The sequence below is a fragment of the Hymenobacter sp. genome, assembly GCF_036388155.1.
Lineage (GTDB): Bacteria > Bacteroidota > Bacteroidia > Cytophagales > Hymenobacteraceae > Hymenobacter.
On sequence record NZ_DASVSI010000046.1, the window covers coordinates 1 to 16726 of the forward strand.

The window sequence follows — 16726 nt, forward strand, 5'->3', positions numbered from 1 at the left end:
TCGCTTTCACCTCGCGCGTTTTAACTCGTTTCCGCGCCCGACCTTTGCGGCATGACCGTTATCGACCCGCGCCTGCTTTCCATCCACGATTTCACGTATCCCCTGCCGGCCGAGCGCATCGCGCCCGAACCCCTGCCCGACCGGGCCAGCAGCCGCCTCCTCGTCAGCCGCGGCGGCGAAATCACTGACAAGCATTTTCGGGAGCTACCCGAGGAGCTGCCGGCCGGCACGCTGCTCATCTTCAACGATACCCGCGTGGTGCGGGCGCGACTGCTGGCCCGGCGGCCCACGGGCGGGCAGGTGGAGCTCTTTTGTTTGGAGCCCGTGGCCCCGCACCGCAGCCTGGAGCTGGCCTTGCAGCAAACCGGCCAATGCACGTGGCGCTGCCTGGTGGGCAACGGCCGCCGCTGGAAAGAAGGCCCGGTAACGGTGGAATTTGAGACAGCCGACGGCCAAAAGGCCACGCTACAAGCCGAACGCCAGGTACAGGAAGCTGGCACTGCGCTAATCTTATTTAGCTGGGAACCCGCTGCGCTTCCTTTCGCCGAAGTGCTGCGCGCCGCCGGCCACTTGCCTTTGCCCCCCTACCTCGGCCGCCCCGACACCGCAACCGACGCCGTGCGCTACCAAACGGTGTACGCCGCCGCCGAAGGCGCCGTGGCAGCCCCCACAGCCGGCCTCCACTTCACACCCGAACTGCTGGACGAGTTGCAGAAGCAGGGCTTTTCGACGGGGCACGTCACGCTGCACGTGGGCGCGGGCACGTTTCAACCGGTGAAAGCAGAGCAGATGGCAGGGCACCCCATGCACACCGAGCCCATGTTGGTGACGTCGGAGCTGCTCAACCAATTGCTTTTTCATCGGCCCCGACCGGTGGTGGCCGTGGGCACCACCAGCCTACGCACCCTGGAGTCGCTGTACTGGCTGGGCGTGGGCCTGCTGCAAGGGCCGGCGCCTGCCGGCAGTGAGCTGCTCGTGACCCAGTGGCAGCCGTATGAAATGATGGAATTCGCGGCCAGCATTAGCCCCGAAAGTGCCCTTACGGCTTTGCTGAGCCACCTACGTGCCGCTGGCACCGATACCCTCGAAGCCAATACCCGCTTGCTGATTGCGCCGAGCTACAAGTTCCGCTTGGTGGATGGACTAATTACCAATTTCCACCAGCCCGAGAGCACGCTGCTGCTACTGGTGGCCGCGCTGCTTGGGCCCGGCTGGCGGGCCGTGTACGACCACGCCCTAGCGCACGGCTACCGGTTTCTGAGCTACGGCGACAGCTCGCTGCTGCTGCCTGGCACGGTAATGGGAAAGGGCGGCCCCGGCGCCGACTGAACCGGAAAACATCTGGTTCTGGGTTGCGTACAACTCCAACCTTTCGTTTAAAATATCCCTTCCCATGAAAAAGACTCTCATGTTGCTCGCTGGCCTGGCCCTCGCCACCACCGCTGCCAACGCTCAAGACGTGACTCCGGCTACTCCCAAGACCGAAGTGGAAGTGCGCGACAACGGCACGACCAAAGTGACCACCAAAACCGGCAAAACCAACGTTGGCGCAGCCCTGGACAACACCAAGGACGCCGCTGGCAACGTGGTCCGCAAAGGCGGCAGCGTCGTGAAGCGCGGTGCCCAAAAGACCGGCTCGGTGGTGAAGAGCGGCGCCAAGAAAACCGGCACCGCCGTTAAAGGCGGCACCCAAAAAGTAGGTTCTACCGTGAAGAGCGGTACCAAGAAATTGGAAGACAAAACCGAATAGGTTCGCCCGCCTAACCACTCCGGCGCCGCCCAGCACCCACTGACAGCACTGGTTGTAATTTCCTTTCCCGTTTCCTCTAAGCCCCGGCCGCAACGCCGGGGCTTTTTTGTGAGCCGAAGAAAAGGACGCAGGCGGGTGCTACTCCGATTTTTCGCGGAGTTGATACAGCACGCTTTCGGCCACGCCGTTGCCGAATAGGCTAATACCTGCATTGAAAACGACGAGGGCAGCGGTGCCAGCGGCCACCCATTTTTTGGTAGGAGCGTGCTGCTGCATCAGCGAGCCGGCCCATTGTATCATGCAGGCACCCGCGCCAATGGTGACGAGGCCCAACGGTGCTAGCGTGAGCCATTTGGTCTTGTGAGTCATAAGAAAAAGAGAAGGAATGTAATGAAGCAAGCTGAGGTGCGATGAACAGCATGGCTGCCTTCTACGCGTACCTTTCGGCTTTCTGCTTACGCACCCCACAAGGCCTTGTTTCGCCCGCAAGCCCGTCATTTTCCCATGAGCCCTTACCAACAACTGCTGCACCTTGCCTTCACCGCTCCCAACGACGTGAAGTACTACCTCACCCCCGCGGCCCTGCAAGCCCACGACCTGCTGCAAGCCGCTCCGCCGGCTGGAAAGCCTTTCCGGTTCGAGCAAGTGCGTCTGGGCTTGGCCATGGGCATCCTCAAACTGGTGTCGGAGTTGGGTGACCACGACGAAAGCCGTCAGGTGCTGGACGTGCTGCACCGCGCCCTCAACGAAGCCCGCTCGCCGGAAGACATTGACCGCATCATTGGCCGCGAAGCTCGCCTTTTCGACCGGCTCTACGAAAACCTGTACGTGAACGAGGAAGGCGAGGAATTGCTAAACCTCTTCGGCCGCACCCTCGATGCCGATGCTCCGCGGCTGCTGGAGGAGGTAGCGCAAGAAGCGGTAGACTTGGCCCGCACCCTCGATTTCAGCACCGACGAAGACGAATAGCCGGTCGGTGCCCTGGTTTTATGTCTCACTAATTTTCTCACTCCAGCTAACTCATCATTTCCATGGCCCTCACCATTCTTGGTTTCATCTTGCTCGTTTTGGGTCTGAATGCGTCGCGGTTTTCCGAGCGCCTGGAGCGGCTGCGAGGTGGTCTCATTTTCTTGGGCGGTGCCTTTCTGGTCCTCGGCATCGCCTTGAGCACGGTGGTGCAGATTGGGGTAGGCCAGGTGGGCGTGCAAACACTGTTTGGCCAGGTGCAAAAACGCGTGCTGCAACCCGGTTTGAGCGTGGTGAACCCGCTCGTCGACATCACGCGCTTCGACACCCGTACCCAGAACTACACGATGTCGGCCCAGCACACCGAAGGCCAGCAGGCCGGCGACGACGCCATTCGGGTGCTGTCGGCCGACGGACTGGAAGTGGTGATTGACCTTACGGTGCTCTACCACGTGGTGCCGGCCCAGGCCCCGCGCATTCTATCAACCATCGGGGAGGACTATCAGGACAAAATCGTGCGGGCCATTTCGCGCACCCGCATTCGCGACAACGCCGTGTACTACGACGCCGTGGCGCTGTATTCCACCCGCCGCGAGGAGTTTCAAACCCGAATTCTCACTTCCATAGAGAAGGACTTTCGCAGCAATGGCCTCCAGCTCGACCAGCTTCTGATTCGCAACATCCAGCTGCCGCAGTCGGTGAAAACCAGCATCGAAAGCAAGATTTCAGCCGAGCAAGAAGCCCAAAAAATGCAGTTCGTGGTGCAGAAAGAGCGGCAGGAAGCCGACCGCAAGCGCGTCGAAGCCCAAGGCATTGCCGACTACCAGCGCATCGTGAACACCGAGCTCAGCGACAAGCTGCTGCAATACGAGACCATCAAGGCCAACCAAGCCATTGCCACCTCGCCCAACGCCAAGGTCATAATCATGAGTGGCGGAAGAGGCCAAGTGCCTCAATTGCTGCTGGGGGACAAGTAAACGAATTTATGTAACAAAAAGCTCTGATTTACCGACTGAACTCGCTTTGTAGCAGGCCACCGGAGGGCTTTCCGGTTTTGGATGGTTGTTTTAAAATTCAGAAAATATAGATTGTTTACAGTTCCTACTTCATCATGTTAAGGTTAATGCAATCACACTCGCTTGTTTTGACCTTTCAACTACAACGATGATAACTTCTCACCGCCTGCCGTACATGCCTACCTTTACGGCGCTGCTTCTGGGCCGACCAAGCGGCAGTTCCGCCGATTTGCTTTCGCCTCAATGCCACTCATTCATTACCTCACCACTGCCGACGCTATTGCCGACGCCGCCACCCATTTTGCCACCCTGCCCCGCATCGGCATTGATTTGGAGTTCGATGACATGCGGCACCGCTATGGGCGGCATTTGGCCCTGATTCAGGTATTCGACGGAAAGGAAGTCCATCTGATTGACCCACTGCCCTTGCCGAACATGGCCGCTGGGCTCGAGCCGCTCTTCGTTGTGCTCCGAGACCCCGCGGTGGCCAAGGTGTTTCACTCCTGCAAGTCAGACATTCTGCTGCTCGACGAGCTTTTCGGCGTAAACTGCCGCAACATTGTGGACACGAGCGTGCAATTCACCCTGCTTGCTGCCGAGGACAACAACATTTCCCTCGGTCGGCTCATTCAGGCCGAATTGGGCTTTGAAGTTGATAAGGGTGAGCAAAAGTCGAATTGGTTGAAGCGCCCGCTCACCGAAGCACAGAAAGAATACGCCGCCAACGACGTGCTGTACCTATTCGAACTCACCGACCGGCTGAGCGCACGACTGGCCGAACTGGGCCGCAGCGACTGGGCCGCCCAGGAAAACCTGGCGCTGGAGTCGGTGCGCTACGGCCGGGACGACCCCCGTCCCTGGTCGCGCAACGCCGCCAAATACAAGATTTCGCCTCAGGAAATGCCAATTTTCCGCGAGCTGTACATGCTGCGCGACGCCGTGGCCCGGCAGCTCGACCGCCCGCCCTACCACGTTTTGAGCAACGATAAGTTGGCCGAGCTCACCCGGCAACCCATTGAAAATGTCAACCAGCTGCGCACCGCCAACGGCCTGCACCCGGAGCTGAAACGCTCGCCCTACGCCGAACAGCTCCTGGCCATCGGCACCACCGACTTAGCACCCGAGGCCCCGCTACCACCCGAGCAGCGCAAGTTCCCGTTCCGCCGGCGCCTCAACGGCCCCTTGGCCTCCCGGGCCGAAGCCCGCGAAACGCTGCTCAATACGCTGAAGGCTCACCTTGCCGCCGACCACGGCCCAACCATGGCCAATATGGTGCTCAGCAACCGTCTCATCGCCGACATCATTGAGCTGGGAGCCAACGCCGCCCTGCGCCCCTGGCAACAGCAGCTGCTACGAGACGCCGCAGAAAAGCACGACGAGAACTACGAGCTAATTGCCGAGCCATTCGCCTGAACCGCGGATTGATTCGGATTAGGCGGCTTTTGTGAACGGCTCCCAATCCTCAGTTCTTGAGCATGAGCAAAAAAAAGCATGAGCAAAAAAGGCGCCTCAGTGAGGCGCCTTTTTTATTGAATGGAACAATTGGACGCTTATGCCCTGCTCATAAAATCCGCGAAATCCACCTAATCCGAATGAATCCGTGGTCTAGAATTGCGCTTCCTCCGTGCTGCCAACCAAAGCAGCGGTGCTAGTCTGGTTGCTGGTAACCACGTTCTGCACGGCGTCAAAGTAACCGGTGCCCACAAACGACTGATGCTTCACGGCCTGGTAGCCCTCTTTTGCTAGGGCGAACTCCCGCTCCTGAAGCTCCGAATAGCCAGCCATGCCGCGCTGTCGGTAGGCTTGCGCCAGTTCAAACATGCTGGTGTTGAGAGCATGGAAGCCGGCCAGGGTGATAAACTGAAATTTGTAGCCCAGCGCCGCCAGCTCCTCCCGGAAGGTTTCCATCTGCTGCACGCTCAGCTTGGAAGCCCAGTTGAAGGATGGCGAGCAGTTGTAGGCCAGCAGTTTGTCTGGAAATTTGGCGTGGATGGCTTGGGCAAACTGCCGGGCTTGTTCCAGGTCGGGGTTGGAGGTTTCCATCCATAGCAAGTCGGCGTAGGGAGCGTAGGCCAGGCCGCGGGCAATGGCCGCTTCCACGCCGCAGCGAATGCGGTAGAACCCTTCGTTGGTGCGCTCCGCCTCTTGCAGAATCAAGGGCTGGTCGCGCGGGTCCACGTCGGCGGTGAGCAGGTCGGCGGCGTCGGCATCGGTCCGGGCCACTAGTAGCGTAGGCACATTCAATACGTCGGCCGCAAGGCGGGCAGCCACGAGCTTGTTTATGGCTTCCTGCGTCGGTACCAGCACTTTGCCGCCCAAGTGGCCGCACTTTTTAGCCGATGACAACTGGTCTTCAAAATGCACCCCGGCGGCGCCGGCCTCTATCATCATCTTCATCAGCTCAAACGCGTTGAGGTTGCCGCCAAAGCCAGCTTCGGCGTCGGCCACAATGGGTGCCAGCCAGTGCACCCGGCCCTCGCCGCTGAGGTGCTGAATCTGGTCGGCCCGCAGCAGGGCGTTGTTGATGCGGCGCACCACCGCCGGCACACTGTCCACCGGGTACAGGCTTTGGTCGGGGTACATGTGGCCAGCACCGTTGGCATCGGCTGCTACTTGCCAGCCGCTCAAGTAGATGGCCTGCAACCCGGCTTGCACTTCCTGCACCGCCTGGTTGCCTGTCAGGGCGCCCAAGCCCGCCACGTACTCCTGCGAATGCAACAGCTCCCAAAGCCGCTCGGCACCCTGCCGGGCCAGCGAATACTCGATGTGCACGGAGCCCTGCAGCTTCACCACATCGGCCGGCGCGTATGGACGCTCAATTCCTATCCAGCGAGGGTTGTGGGCCCAATCCAGGGCCATTTCGGCGGTGCGTTGTGCTTGTGGTTTCATGGGACTTGGGTTGAATGGTGGACAGTTGGTTTTGGGCAAAGAGGTGCCGGGCTGCTTGTTGAGCAGCTTTATTGGCGTTAGAATGTGGGATGTAGCGTGGACTCTGCGAGTCCGCGTAACGAGCACAGCGAGTATCATTAACCGCGCTTGTTCTCGGAGAAAGGTTGTTTAAAACCCAAGCGACAATACTCGCTGTGCTCGTTACGCGGACTCGCAGAGTCCACGCTACGCTAGCTGTTCGTAGGCCGGCACAGTTAGAAATTCCACGAATTCCTTGGTCATCACCAGTCGGTCGAATAGGCGGGCGGCTTCCAGGAAATGGCCCGTGGCGTAGGCTTCCTCGCCTACCTGGCTTTTGATTTTTTCCAGTTGGCCGGGCACCAGCGAGCGGTACAGTTCCGTGGTCACAGGGCGGCCGTCGGCCAGCACCGTGCCCGGCGTGTGCAGCCACTGCCACACCTGGGCCCGGCTGATTTCGGCGGTGGCCGCGTCCTCCATCAGGTTGTAAATCGGCACGCAGCCGTTGCCACCCAGCCAGGAGGCCAGGTATTGAATGGCCACGTCGATGTTGAGCTTCAGCCCGTCCTCCGTAATACTTCCTTCGGGGGCGCGCACCAAGTCGGCGGCCGATACCTGCACGTCGGGGCGCTTGTTGTCGATTTGGTTGGGGCCGGGCATGAGGCGGTTGAAGACTTCCAGCGCCACCGGCACCAGGCCGGGGTGCGCCACCCAGGTACCGTCGTGCCCGTTGGTGGCTTCCCTGATTTTGTCCTGCCGCACCTTCTCCAACGCAGCCTCGTTGGCGGCTGGGTCGTTTTTGATGGGGATTTGGGCGGCCATCCCGCCGATGGCGTGTACCCCGCGCCGGTGGCACGTTTGGATGACGAACTGCGAATACGCCGCCATGAAGGGCACTGTCATGGTGACTTCGGCCCGGTTGGGCAGCCGGAAATCGGGGTTCAGCCCCAGCCGCTTGATGTAGCTGAAAATGTAGTCCCAGCGCCCGCAATTGAGGCCGGCGCTGTGTTCGCGCAGCTCATACAGAATTTCATTGAGCTCGAAAGCCGCCGGCAGGGTTTCAATCAGTACGGTGGCCTTGATGAGGCACTTGGGCAATTTCAGCGACCATTGGGCAAAGCCAAACACGTCGTTCCACAGCCGGGCTTCGAGGTGGCTTTCCAGCTTGGGCAGATAGAAGTAAGGCGCTGAGCCGCGGGCGCACAGCTCGTGCGCATTGTGGAAATAATACAGGCCGAAATCAAGCAGCGACGCGCTGATGGGCTCGCCGTCCACCAGCACGTGCTTATCGACCAAGTGCCAGCCGCGGGGGCGCACCATGAGCACGGCGGTTTTTTCGTTCAGCCGGTACTCCTTGGTAGGCGTGCTGAGCGAAATGGTGCGGCGCACGGCGTCGCGCAGGTTGATTTGGCCCTGCACCACATTCTCCCAGGTCGGCGCGTTGGAGTCTTCCAGGTCGGCCATGAATACGCTGGCGCCTGAATTCAACGCGTTGATAATCATCTTACGCTCCACCGGGCCGGTGATTTCTACGCGGCGGTCTTGCAGGTCTTCGGGCACGGGGGCCACGGTCCATTCCTGCTCGCGAAGGCGTTGGGTTTCGGGCAGAAAATCGGGTAACACACCGGCGGCAAAATCAGCTTGGCGTTCGGTGCGCCGGGCTAGCAAGCCTTGCCGGGTGCCGTCGAAACGGCGGTGCAGCTCAGCCACAAAGGCCAGGGCCGAGGGCGTTAGAATTTCGGCGTACTCCGGTGCAAAGGCGCCAATGACTTTCACCCGCTCAGGGGCGAGGTAGGTGGGCGGAGGCGCGGGGGCGGTGTCGGTGAAAGGCATAGGATTAATTTTTTGATGTGCTGATGGTGCGATGTGCCAATGAGCTGAGACCTCAACCGAAGCGAGCGACTGTCGTGCGTCTTGGACAAACATACGCAAGCGAATTTATAAATGTTAGCGAATTTTCGCTAAAAGAAAAAAATTTGCAGCGGAACGTATCTTTGGGCGACCAGCTTAATGCGGCCGAAAGCCACCTCCGCTAGTTTTCAAGAGCATTTCGGACACGTCAGCACGTCAGCACATCAGCACATCAGCACATTAAAAAATCAACACATGCTCAACCATGGCCAAGTTGTTCGCCTCATTTTTGGCCTGAAGCTGCGCGAGTTACGACAGGAACGTGGCCTCAGCCCCGCCGAGTTAGGAAGAATGTGCGACGTGTCGGTGAGCTACCTGAATGAGATTGAGAAAGGCAAAAAGTACCCCAAGGCCGACAAAATTTTGAGCCTCAGCCAAGCCCTAGGCGTGCGCTACGACCAGCTCACCTCGCTGGAGCTGCCCCGCCGGCTCGAACCCATCGCGGAGCTGCTCAACTCCAAGATGCTAAAGGAGTTTCCGCTGGAAATGTATGGATTGGAGCCGGCCCGCATCATTGACCTGATTGCCAACGCGCCGGCTAAGATGAATGCCTTCATCAGCACCATTTTCGAGATTGCGCGCAACTACGAAATGCGCCAGGAGCACCTGTTTCTGGCGGCGCTGCGCTCGTTCCAGGAGATGCACGACAACTACTTCGAGGACCTGGAGCAGGACGTGCAGGCCTTCGTGGGGAGCCACCAACTGTCCACAGCCGCGCCGTTCGACCTGAGCCAATTGGAACGCGTGCTCACGCAGGATTACGGCTACACCCTCGACCGCGAAACGCTGGGCCAGCACGCGGTGGCCACCCAAGCCCGGCTGCGGTCGGTGTTTCAGCCCAAAACCAAGCGGCTGCTGCTGCGGCCGGGGCTGAGCCGCGGCCAGCAAGCTTTCGTGCTGGGCCGCGAGGTGGCATTCAACTACTTAAAGCTGACGGAGCGGCCCTACGTGAGCAGCAGCACGCAGGTCCGGTCGTTCGACGAGGTACTGAACAACTTCAAGGCTTCTTATTTCGCCGGAGCCTTGCTGATGGAAGAGGAAAGCCTGCTGCGGGATGTGCGGAAGGTTTTTGCGGCCAAAAAATGGAGCCCCGACCTGCTGCTCGACCTGATGACGCAGTATGACGTGAGCCCCGAAATGTTCATGCAGCGCCTCACCACGCTGCTGCCGCGGCATTTCGGCTTGCAAAGCCTGTTCTTTTTGCGCTTCGACCAGCGCGACGCCTCGGCCACCTATGAGCTGACCAAAGAGCTGCACCTGGCCCGCCTGCACAACCCCCACGGCAACGAGCTGAACGAGCATTATTGCCGCCGCTGGGTGAGCCTGCGGCTGATGGACGAAGCGCGGGCCCTACCCATTCCCGACACCGCCGCAGCTCCCGTGACGGTGGCCGGCGCCCAACGCTCGCGCTATTTCGGCACCGACGACGAGTACCTGTGCTTCACGCTGGCCCGCGCCGGCACGCCCACCCAGCCCGCGCTAAGCGTTACCGTGGGCCTGCGCTGCGACGACAACCTGCGGGGCCAAGTCCGTTTTCTGGCCGACCCGGTCCTCCCCTTCCGCATCGTGAACGAAACCTGCGAGCGCTGCCCCATTCCCGACTGCGAGTCGCGGGCCGCGGCGCCCACCGAAATCATCCGTCAGGCCGAGCGGGAGGCGTTTGAAGCGGCCGTGGACGCGCTGGTCCAGGGCAAGTGAGGTGAACTTTGCAGCCAGTGACACGGTCTTATCAACTTCTACCGACGCTGCGGCCCGAATTGCTAAGTTCGGGCCGCGGCTTGTAGCCTATGCCTAACAACCGTAAATGGGTTTTCTTGCTGCTGGTGCCAGTCCTTTTGTTGGGGGCGGCCGGGTACGCGGTGTGGCGCGTTGCCTACCGGCCCAACGTGACGGCATCGGCCGAAGGTGCGGCGTACTTGTACATCCGCACGGGTACGGGCTACGCGGCGGTGCTGGATTCCTTGCAAAAGCATGAGCTGCTGCGCGAGCCCGCCACTTTCCGGTGGGTGGCCGAGCAGCACGACTACCCCGCCCACGTGAAGCCGGGCCGCTACCGGCTCGACCCGAACCTGAGCAACGTGGACTTGGTGCGCAAGCTGCTCAACGGAGAGCAGGACACGGTGCAGTTCGAGTTGAAGCCCTTTCACTACCTCGAGCAGTTGCCACGGCAGGTGAGCCGGCACCTGGAAACCGACTCGTTCAAACTGCACTTGCTGTTGGGAAATAATGCGGGCTTGCGGGCCCGTTACCGGCTCGATACCTGCACGGTCCGCACCATGTTCATTCCGGGCAAGTACCGGCTGCTGTGGAACGCTGCGCCCACGGCTTTTCTGGACACGGTGGCTGCCACGCACCGCCGCTTCTGGACGGCCGAACGCCGCCGGCGGGCCGACTCCTTGAAAATGACGCCCGTGCAGGTGAGCGTGCTGGCCAGCATTGTGCAGCGCGAGACGGCCCAGCCCACCGACAAACCCCTCATCGCGGCCGTGTACCTCAACCGCCTGCGCAATCGGCAGCCCTTGCAAGCCGACCCTACTTTGCTTTGGCCCCTCCACGGCCTGGGCACCCGCAAGCGCGTGCTGAACGTGGACAAAAAAGTGGACTCGCCCTACAACACCTACCGGCATAAAGGCCTGCCGCCGGGCCCCATCACCACCCCCCGGCCCAGCTCGCTGGATGCCGTGCTGAAGCCAGCGCACAACAACAACTTGTTTTTCTGTGCCCGGCCCGACGGCAGCGGCTTCTCCGATTTTGCCGAAACCTACGCCGAGCACAAGAAGAATGCCCGCCGCTACCAGCACCGGCTCGATAGCCTGGGCGTGAAGCGTTAAAACAAAGTCGGCACGAGTAGCAAACGACTTTATCAAGCTTTTTTTGGTCTATATAGGAACGCGCCTAAACGAGTACCCCGAAATTTCATTTCGGCCCGATGAAACGACAAGAGGGAATGTTCTGACGGGCCGAAATGAAATTTCGGGGTACTCGTGCCAACTACTTTAACCGATAAACTCGCAAACCGAGGGTATCAAGGGCAGCGGCCTGGCTGGCGGCGAGGGTCTCGCTGTACCCCAGTCCGGTGTACTCGGAGTGCTCCAGAAACAGCAGCGGCTCCTGTAGCTGAGGAGCCTCCCACGCCGCTACCGGCACCTGCCGGCGCAACGAGTCGAACCGGTGCACGCCGGCCACGCGCCAGTAGCCGTCCAGCAATACGTATTGGTAGCCTTGCTGCCGCAGGTGGGCCAGCTGCTTTTCGTTGGTGACCACCTTGAGCGTTTGGTTTTCCAGCAGGTACGGAGCCAAGCCCATGCCTACCGTGCTGGCAATTGCAGTGGCGTCGTGCGCTCGTAGCCAGGCGGCCACGTGCGGGTAGCGGGTGGGCAAGTGCGCATAAATGTGCCGCTGAATACGAAACAGGTTTAGGGCAACAGCAGCCGCGGCCACGCCCAACAGGGCCCAGTTGGGCAGCCGGTGCCGGGCACTCAGCACGGCCAATGCTGCCAGCGGCAAGTAAGTAAACAGCAAGCCGCGGGGCGCCTTCAGGAGTAGCGACATGCCAGCCAGCAAGCAGGCGGCCCACACCAGCAAGTACGGCAGCAGCGGCAGGGCCTGGCCGCGGCCGTAGTCACCCGTCCGCCAGCGGCGCCACACCAGCCACCCTGTCGCTCCCAGCCCACCCAGCAACACCGGCGACTCGTAGCTGAGCAGGTAGCGGACGTAGTAAAGCAAGTCCGGGTGCAGGGTTGCTTGTCGGCCGGCGGGGTTGGCTTCCGCGGGAAACACTACCCGCACATAGAAAGCCAGCCAGCGGTACCAGGGCAGCCCCAGCAGCACACCCAGCGTCCCGAGTACTAGGTAGGGCACAGCCAGCACCAGCAACACGCGCCTCCAGGTAGCGGGCTGCCGCCACAGACCGTCGCCTTGCCAGAGCTCGAGCACCAGCAGAATGGGAACTGTAAACAGGAATTTATAATCTATGCTCAGCCCCAGGGCCAGCCAACCGGCTACGTGCACCAGGGCCGCAGGGCTGGGCCGGTGCAGGCGGGCAAAGTGGCTGCGCAGCAGGGCCGCAAACACCACAAGGTTGAGCGAACTCATGGTAAAATCGCGGCCCGAAAAAGTGAGCAGCAGCGTGGTGCCGCCCAGCAAGGCCAAGGCCAGCGTCTCGGGGCCAGTCAGGCGGGCTTTTCGGGAAACCCACTGCACAAACAGCCCCACGCCCACCACGCCAAACAGCGCATTGATGGTTTGGAAAACCCAAAAGTCCCTCGTGAACAGCGCAACCGGTGCGTAAAGCAAAAAAAAGCCGGGGCTGCCGTGGTGAAACAAGTGCGTAAAATTTCCCTGCGCTAACTCCTGCACAATTTGCCAGTTGTGCGCCGAATCGTAGTCGGGCGGCCCGGCTTCGGGCAAGCGCCACAGCCGCACCGCCGCCACCAACAGCAGCCCCGCCAGCAGCCACAATAGGCGCCGGGCGGGTGAATGGGCGTTATTTTTACCGGCTGGGACGGGCATTTACTGGTTTGGCACTGGCTAGCGCGAAGGTCGGCAGCCCTGCTGTATTACCGCCTCGGTTTTTGTTGTATTCTTCCACTTACTTCTACATGCGCCTTGTCATTCAGCGCGTCACCCAAGCCCAAGTCACCGTCGACGGACAGACTACCGGGCAAATTGGCCCCGGCTTGCTGGTCCTGGCCGGCTTCGCCCCTACCGATACTGCGGCGGCGCTCACGTGGATGTGCCGCAAGTTGGTGCAGCTGCGCATTTTCAACGACGAGAACGGCCAGATGAACCGCAGCGTGGCCGACACCGGCGGGCAAGTACTGGTGGTCAGCCAGTTTACCCTGTTGGCAGACGCGCGCAAGGGCAACCGGCCCAGCTACATCGGAGCGGCCCCACCGCCCATTGCGGAACCGCTGTACGAGCAGTTTGTGGCCATGGTAGCAGCCGAATTGGGCAAGCCCGTGCCCACCGGCATCTTCGGCGCCGACATGCAAGTGAGCCTGCTTAACGATGGCCCCGTGACCATTGTGCTCGACTCGCCCGCGTAAATGCCTTGGGTAAGAAGCCGGGAATGAGTAGCTGGAGGATAACTGACGCATTGCAAACCTCTTGCGGCCTTTCTTGTGTCTTACTGCTTATGTTCCGTTACTAAACGATTCCTCGCATGACCATCGAAGAAGCCCAACAAACCGTCGATACCTGGATAAACACCACCGGAGTCCGTTATTTCAACGAACTGACCAACATGGCCATCCTCACCGAAGAGGTGGGGGAAGTGGCACGGCTCATCTCGCGGCAATACGGCGAGCAGTCCTTCAAAGAGTCGGACAAAGGCCGGGAACTAGGCGACGAGCTAGCCGATGTGCTCTTTGTGGTCATCTGCCTGGCCAACCAAACCGGCGTAGACTTGACGGAAGCCCTTGGCCGCAACCTGGCCAAGAAAACCCAGCGCGACAGCCAACGGCACCAGGACAACGAGAAATTAAAACCCCAGGACAAGAACCGCCCGTCAGCCTAATTCTTCGCATTGATGAGCCGGTCCTCCTGCCAAATGGGAAGCACATCGGGGTAAGCATCCAGCCGAATGCAGAATTCGAAATCCTGGCTGGCTTCCAGCGAATTGAGGCGGCGCACGTGGGCCGACTGCAGCAGATAAGCCGACAAGTCAGCCTTGCCTTGCCGCCACAAGTGCAGTGCGGCCAGTGTGGCATCGGAGCTGTGAACGTCGAAGTCACCGGCCAGCCGTTCGGCCAGGGCCCCGCCAAAAACCATGTCTTCCAGGCAGAACTGTCCTTTCCAGCCGGCGCACACCACCAGTACGTCACGCCCCTGCCGCTTGGCGAAGTCTGCCACGGCGCCCAAGTTCAGGAAAGCGCCTACCACCACCGCCTCGGCCGCTAAGGAACGCCGCAGGGCGGTGGTGCCATTCGTGGTGCTGATGGTGAGCGCGCGGCCCCGCACCGGCCGTTCTGCGTCGAGAAACCCGAAGGGAGAATTGCCCAAATCGAAGCCTGCGGCGGGAATGCCGTCGCGCTCGGCAGCGGTCAGGCAGCCGTGCTGTTGGCCGTAGGCGGCGCATTCTTCCAGCGAAGCCACCGGAAAAACGTGGCTAATGCCTTCCCCCAGCGCCGTCACAATGGTGCTGGAGGCCCGCAGTATGTCCACAATCACGGCCACCTGACCACGCAAATCATACAACGGCAACAGCTCCGGCGAGAAGCAAATGTCTAGTTTGGGCATGAGAACGAGTACCGCGAAATTTCATTTCGCGTCGCCGCAACGCGGCGAATTGAGGCAAAGGAATGAAAGTATGCAGCGTCAACAAGACTAGCAGTCGCTGCTTCGCGGCGAGGCGAAATGCAATTTCGCGGTACTCGTTCTTATTCTTCCGTGCCTTTAGTCAGCGGGAGCTTACTCACCGTAGCGGGCAGGTTTTTGCCGCGTATCTGCACGAAAATCTGCGTGCCGGGGACCGCAAACTCGGTTTTCACGTAGCCCAGGCCAATGCCTTTGCTCAGCGAAGGCGACTGCGTACCGCTGGTCACGTCGCCAATCTTTTGGCCCTCGGCGTCAACCAGCTCATAGTGGCCGCGCGGAATACCGGGACCGTCCATCACGAAGCCCACCAGCTTTTTGCTCACGCCAGCGTCCTTCTGCTTCTTCAGATTGGCGGAGTTCGTGAATTCTTTGGTGAATTTGGTAATCCAACCCAACCCGGCTTCCAAGGGCGACGTGGCGTCGTCGATGTCGTTGCCGTACAGGCAGTAACCCATCTCGAGGCGGAGCGTGTCGCGTGCGCCCAGGCCAATGGGCTTGATGCCGTACGCCTGGCCGGCCAGCATGATTTTCTCCCACACCTCCGCGGCGCTTTCGTTGGGAATGTACAACTCGAAACCACCCGCGCCGGTATAGCCGGTGGCTGAAATGATGACGTTGGGCGCTCCGGCCAAGGTGCCTTGCACAAACGAGTAGTACGGAATGGTGCTCAGGTCCACGTCGGTCAGCTGCTGCAGCGCCGCATTGGCTTTGGGGCCCTGCACGGCAAACAGGCTGGTGCGGTCCGAGATGTCTTCCATCTCCACGCCCTGCGTGTTGTGGTGCTGAATCCAGTTCCAGTCCTTCTCAATATTCGAAGCATTCACCACCAGCAAGTAGTCCTCATCGGCCAGCTTGTACACCAGCAAATCGTCCACAATGCCGCCGTCGTGGTTGGGCAGGCAGGAGTATTGCGCTTTGCCGTCGGCCAGCTTGCTGGCGTCGTTGCTGGTCACGCGCTGAATCAAGTCCAGGGCCTGAGGACCGCGCAACCGAAATTCGCCCATGTGCGACACGTCGAAAATACCCACGGCCCGGCGCACGGTGTGGTGCTCGTCGAGGTCGGAGGAATAGCGCACCGGCATGTCGTAGCCAGCGAAAGGCACCATTTTAGCGCCCAGCTTGCGGTGCGTGTCGTTGAGGGTTACGGTTTTCAGGGAAACGGTCATGAAGCGGTGAGGTGGTGAAATGATGAGTGTGATGAGCTTGGGTAGGAATACGCGGCAAAGGTCGGCAGAAAAAGCAGTGCCGTAAATAAGAATGGTGAGCTCAATACTCCCCAGCGCCAAACACGCCGGTAGAACATCAAACTCACCAGTTCACAAATTCACTATCTCACCGCCTATACCCGCACCATCCAGTTGTGCACGTCGGCGCCCTCGCCGGTGCGAATGGCGTCCAGGGCAGCACCCACGCGCTTCGAGAAAGCATTGGGGCCAACCTCAGGCAAATCGTAGTCCTGGCCTTCGTAGCCGATGGTGGCCATGGGCGCAATGGTAGCGGCCGTGCCCACGCCAAACGCCTCGTTCAGCTTGCCGGCGGCCAGGGCGTCCATTACTTCGCGGCTGCCCACTTTGCGCTCTTCCACGGTCAGGCCCATATCGCGGGCCAATTGCAGCACGCTGCGGCGGGTCACACCGTCCAGGATGGACGTGCTCAGGGCCGGCGTTACCACCTTGCCGTCAATCACAAAAAGGGCGTTCATCGTGCCCGACTCCTCCACGTACTGGTGCTGGGAGGCATCGGTCCAGATGAGCTGGTTGTAGCCTTCGGTTTGGGCCAGTTTTGTGGGGTACATGGCGGCGCCGTAGTTGCCCGCGTTTTTGGCGTAGCCCGCGCCGCCCTCAGCCGAGCGCACGTA

Annotated in this window: 16 protein-coding genes; 9 read left to right on the forward strand and 7 right to left on the reverse strand. The window is 60.6% G+C overall.

Features of this window, described 5'->3' with window-relative positions; genetic code table 11:
• Positions 1–51 precede the first annotated feature (51 nt).
• Positions 52–1329 carry an S-adenosylmethionine:tRNA ribosyltransferase-isomerase gene (locus VF629_RS06885; RefSeq protein ID WP_331057724.1) on the forward strand — a complete coding sequence of 426 codons (1278 nt, stop codon included), beginning with the start codon at positions 52–54 and terminating at the stop codon, positions 1327–1329.
• A 64-nt stretch (positions 1330–1393) separates the two neighbouring features.
• Positions 1394–1750, forward strand: a complete 357-nt coding sequence (locus VF629_RS06890; protein ID WP_331057725.1) for a hypothetical protein — start codon at positions 1394–1396, stop codon at positions 1748–1750.
• A 138-nt stretch (positions 1751–1888) separates the two neighbouring features.
• On the opposite strand, the gene VF629_RS06895 is transcribed toward VF629_RS06890, so the two are convergent.
• Positions 1889–2119 (reverse strand): hypothetical protein, encoded by a 231-nt coding sequence (locus VF629_RS06895; protein WP_331057726.1) that lies wholly within the window; start codon positions 2117–2119, stop codon positions 1889–1891.
• 135 nt (positions 2120–2254) lie between these two features.
• Here VF629_RS06895 and VF629_RS06900 point away from each other — a divergent pair, with 135 nt between their 5' ends.
• The 3 genes from VF629_RS06900 to VF629_RS06910 all read left to right on the forward strand — a co-directional run bounded on the left by VF629_RS06900 (position 2255) and on the right by VF629_RS06910 (position 5145).
• Positions 2255–2719 (forward strand): hypothetical protein, encoded by a 465-nt coding sequence (locus VF629_RS06900; RefSeq protein WP_331057727.1) that lies wholly within the window; start codon positions 2255–2257, stop codon positions 2717–2719.
• Positions 2720–2781: 62 nt separating this feature from the next.
• Positions 2782–3693, forward strand: coding sequence for a prohibitin family protein (locus tag VF629_RS06905; protein ID WP_331057728.1), 912 nt, complete (start codon positions 2782–2784; stop codon positions 3691–3693).
• Between the two features lie 282 nt (positions 3694–3975).
• Complete coding sequence (locus tag VF629_RS06910) at positions 3976–5145, forward strand: ribonuclease D (protein WP_331057729.1); 1170 nt, start codon at positions 3976–3978, stop codon at positions 5143–5145.
• A gap of 192 nt (positions 5146–5337) precedes the next feature.
• Here the strand turns inward: VF629_RS06910 and aceA are convergent, their stop codons facing one another.
• Both aceA and aceB read right to left on the reverse strand, forming a co-directional pair.
• The gene (gene aceA / locus VF629_RS06915; protein ID WP_331057730.1) at positions 5338–6621 is read right to left on the reverse strand and encodes an isocitrate lyase; all 1284 of its coding nucleotides are present in this window, start codon (positions 6619–6621) and stop codon (positions 5338–5340) included.
• Between the two features lie 225 nt (positions 6622–6846).
• Positions 6847–8472 carry a malate synthase A gene (gene aceB / locus VF629_RS06920; protein WP_331057731.1) on the reverse strand — a complete coding sequence of 542 codons (1626 nt, stop codon included), beginning with the start codon at positions 8470–8472 and terminating at the stop codon, positions 6847–6849.
• 273 nt (positions 8473–8745) lie between these two features.
• Between aceB and VF629_RS06925 the strand changes: the two genes are divergently transcribed.
• The gene (locus tag VF629_RS06925; RefSeq protein WP_331057732.1) at positions 8746–10248 is read left to right on the forward strand and encodes a helix-turn-helix domain-containing protein; all 1503 of its coding nucleotides are present in this window, start codon (positions 8746–8748) and stop codon (positions 10246–10248) included.
• Positions 10249–10337: 89 nt separating this feature from the next.
• Entirely contained in the window at positions 10338–11381 is a 1044-nt protein-coding gene (gene mltG / locus VF629_RS06930; protein WP_331057733.1) for an endolytic transglycosylase MltG, read from the forward strand.
• Positions 11382–11541: 160 nt separating this feature from the next.
• On the opposite strand, the gene VF629_RS06935 is transcribed toward mltG, so the two are convergent.
• Positions 11542–13062: a hypothetical protein gene (locus tag VF629_RS06935; RefSeq protein ID WP_331057734.1), complete on the reverse strand. Its 1521-nt coding sequence runs from the start codon at positions 13060–13062 to the stop codon at positions 11542–11544.
• Positions 13063–13151: 89 nt separating this feature from the next.
• Between VF629_RS06935 and dtd the strand changes: the two genes are divergently transcribed.
• Complete coding sequence (gene dtd, locus VF629_RS06940; protein WP_331057735.1) at positions 13152–13598, forward strand: D-aminoacyl-tRNA deacylase; 447 nt, start codon at positions 13152–13154, stop codon at positions 13596–13598.
• A 116-nt stretch (positions 13599–13714) separates the two neighbouring features.
• Entirely contained in the window at positions 13715–14068 is a 354-nt protein-coding gene (locus VF629_RS06945; RefSeq protein WP_331057736.1) for a nucleotide pyrophosphohydrolase, read from the forward strand.
• Here the strand turns inward: VF629_RS06945 and VF629_RS06950 are convergent.
• The 3 genes from VF629_RS06950 to VF629_RS06960 form a co-directional block, all read right to left on the reverse strand.
• Complete coding sequence (locus tag VF629_RS06950) at positions 14065–14790, reverse strand: 2-phosphosulfolactate phosphatase (RefSeq protein WP_331057737.1); 726 nt, start codon at positions 14788–14790, stop codon at positions 14065–14067. The genes VF629_RS06945 and VF629_RS06950 overlap by 4 nt on opposite strands.
• 140 nt (positions 14791–14930) lie before the next feature.
• The gene (gene gcvT / locus VF629_RS06955) at positions 14931–16034 is read right to left on the reverse strand and encodes a glycine cleavage system aminomethyltransferase GcvT (RefSeq protein WP_331057738.1); all 1104 of its coding nucleotides are present in this window, start codon (positions 16032–16034) and stop codon (positions 14931–14933) included.
• Positions 16035–16207: 173 nt separating this feature from the next.
• Positions 16208–16726, reverse strand: a 519-nt coding sequence (locus VF629_RS06960) for an aminotransferase class IV (protein ID WP_331057739.1), incomplete at its 5' end; no start/stop codon positions are given.